This is a genomic window from Brucella sp. NBRC 12950, from assembly GCF_030268145.1.
Taxonomy (GTDB): domain Bacteria; phylum Pseudomonadota; class Alphaproteobacteria; order Rhizobiales; family Rhizobiaceae; genus Brucella.
The window spans coordinates 1-2,746 of sequence record NZ_BSQC01000035.1; the positions used below are offsets into that span (position 1 = coordinate 1).

Here is a 2,746-nt window from a genome sequence, read left to right on the forward strand (position 1 = left end):
CCGAGCTTGCTTTTGGGTGCAATCTTCCCGGATATTTTTTCGAGCCATTGCCTGAAGGCAATCAACACCGGCACACTATGCTGCTGGCGCAACCGGAATGTATAGGCGTGGCGTGTTTCCCCGTCACCCGGCTCGTCTTCGCGCGCCTGCTTTTCGATCTGGTAAAGCATTGCGAACACCTTCATGGCCTCCATCGGCGCGCCACCGGGTTTCTTCATGGCCAGCAACGCGTCGTTGAACTTCCTGCGCGCATGCGCCATGCAGCCAAAATGCATGGCACCGCTGATCGTGCGCCAGGCCTCGTAACCGTCACTGATCAGAAGACCGCGATAGTCGCCAAGAAAAGCCTGAGGGTACTGCTTGCCGCGACCGGGCTGGTATTCGAACAGCACGACTGGCTGTTCGCTGTCCTGCGCGCTGCGAAAGGCCCACATGTAGGATTTGTTCTGGGGCTTTCTCCCCTTTTCCTTCAGCACCTGCACCCAGGTCTCATCGCCATGGAGAACGGGCTGGGCCAGAAGCTTTTCCTTCAGGGCATCATAAATGCGGTTCAGATGCAGATCGCAGGCGCGGATCACCCAATTGCCGAAGGTCCCACGGCTCATCGGCACATTGATCCGGTCGAATGCCTGCGACAGGCGATAGAGCGGCATTCCATCCACATATTTGCTGACAAGCGCCAATGCCAGCGTCGAGGGCGTGGCGACGCTGCCCGGCAAGGGCTGCGGCGGCATCGGCGCGATCACCACAGGGGTGGTGATGCCAGTGCGCTCGCAATTCCGACAGGCATATTTGGCCCGTGCATTCTGCAAGACCTTCGCGCTCGTCACCACATGCAATTGTTCGGTGACGACTTCACCCATTCTGTGCATCGGATGACGGCAGCAAGGGCACAGCTTTTGATCTTCCGTCACATCGTATTCGACGCGTTCACGTGGCAGATGAGTGGGAAGGCGTTTGCGCCCACGCTTTTTGCGAAGTTGCTCCCCTGGTTCGGCAAGCCCGGTGTCCGGCAAATTGATGATGGCATCATCGCCACCGTCACCGCCGTCGTATTCCTCGGCATCTTCAGTCCCGGCGGCCTGTTCGGCCTCATTGAAGACGCGATCATCGAGCTTTTCGCTGCTGGGCCCGTAGAGCTTGAGATTGGCGAGGACGAGCGCTTCCTCAAGCTCTGCGACTTTCTCGACGAGTTTACCGTTCTCCGCCTTCAGCGCAGCAATCTGGGCAAGCAGTTCATCGGGATCTGACGTCGAACAGGTTGGATTCATCCCGATTCTTGAATCAGGAGCCTCCTGTCAGGTCAACGATTTTCTCGCCAGAGGCTGGCTGAAGCTATTACAGCGAAACGCGCCCTTCGGGTTCCGGCACAATGCCGGCAACACTACAATAACGTCGTACCGGATGACGGGACATCGCATCGATGTCGATGCCGTCCAGAAGCCAATGAAGCTGCTCCGTCGTGAGCGTCAGAACCGCTTCCGCCCGGCGCGGCCAACGGAACCTGTCGGCTTCGAGACGCTTCAAAACAAGGATAAACCCCTGCCGATCGAAGAAGAGGAGTTTCATCCGGTCCCGCTGGCGGTTGCAAAACGCAAATATGGACCGCGACCACGGATCGAGCTGCATGGTTTGCTCGACCAGTATCGCAAGGCTGTCGATACCCGCTCTCAGATCGACCGGTTCGCGGTGAAGATAGACTTTCACATCATCGGCCAGACGCAGCATGGCAAAGGCCCTCCATGACTGTTGTCATCGTTTTGAGGACCATGATCATTCTTCCCTCTGACGCTGCGTTCTGGCCGCGCGGACCATTGTGCTGTCGGCCGTCGAACTGACAATGCCCCGGGCCGCCCAATGCTCCAGGTCGGAAAGTGCATAAACGACCCGACCACCGAGTTTGCGATAGACCGGCCCCGTGCCACAGCAGCGGTGCTTTTCCATCGTTCGCGCTGACAACCTCAGGAACAGCGCAGCATCATAAGTACGCAGGTAACGCGGCGGTCCATCGGATAACGAAGCGGCCAACCCCTCCGCCCTGCTGCCATCGCCAATATCCGGCAGTTCCATGCGCTCCCCTCCGGTCTCCGACGCCTGCTCGACGGCACTGTCGTCACCTTCATGGACAGCCCAGCCACCAAGGCGCTTGCGACGCTCAAGTGTGTTCCGAACAACCATCGGATCAAGTTCAGCACGCCATCCCGCAACCGCGCTCAGAACGGCATCCGTTAGCGCTTCCAGACTGATTGCCAGCAGAGGCGTTACCTTTTCCCGGACGATTTCACTCGCTGCGTCATGCCCCAACAGGCCAGAAGATTGCACACATGCTGCGGCTTCATGAGACCTCACACCTTGCTGATCCGTATCGGCGGACGTCGTTATGGTCTTGATCGGTTCGCCAGCCGCAACGATCTCAATAAACGCTGACGCCGCAGGCGATGCAGGGCTTTGCCTGTCTTGCTGCCGTTTCCGGTAATCGCTAATCCATTTGCGCACGAGATTCGGGTTTAACCCATGTGCAACCGCAAGCCCGGCCACCGAAACCCCGGGCTTCAGGCATTCCACGACCAACCTCACCTTGTCAGCCGGATCGTATTCCCGGCCACCGTTCGCCCGAATGCCTATCGGCTTCAACTGAATGCTGTTTCTCTCGTTTCCATCCATCGCGTCGCGCCCCTCCTTCGGGCGTGACGCAAATTGCAGCATCAATCTATTCAATCACAGGCGCAGAGAAATGCGCGCTTAC

Annotated in this window: 3 protein-coding genes and 1 pseudogene; all 4 read right to left on the reverse strand. The window is 58.3% G+C overall.

The window, feature by feature from the left end; translation table 11 throughout:
* Positions 1-1,271, reverse strand: a 1,271-nt coding sequence (gene tnpC / locus QSJ70_RS27240) for an IS66 family transposase (RefSeq protein WP_285541332.1), incomplete at its 3' end; no start/stop codon positions are given.
* Between the two features lie 67 nt (positions 1,272-1,338).
* Positions 1,339-1,728 (reverse strand): IS66 family insertion sequence element accessory protein TnpB, encoded by a 390-nt coding sequence (gene tnpB, locus QSJ70_RS27245; RefSeq protein ID WP_285541334.1) that lies wholly within the window; start codon positions 1,726-1,728, stop codon positions 1,339-1,341.
* A 45-nt stretch (positions 1,729-1,773) separates the two neighbouring features.
* Positions 1,774-2,070, reverse strand: coding sequence for a helix-turn-helix transcriptional regulator (locus QSJ70_RS27250; protein ID WP_502871728.1), 297 nt, complete (start codon positions 2,068-2,070; stop codon positions 1,774-1,776).
* Positions 2,071-2,454: 384 nt separating this feature from the next.
* Positions 2,455-2,706: pseudogene (locus QSJ70_RS27255) on the reverse strand (transposase); the annotation flags it as partial.
* Positions 2,707-2,746: the final 40 nt, after the last annotated feature.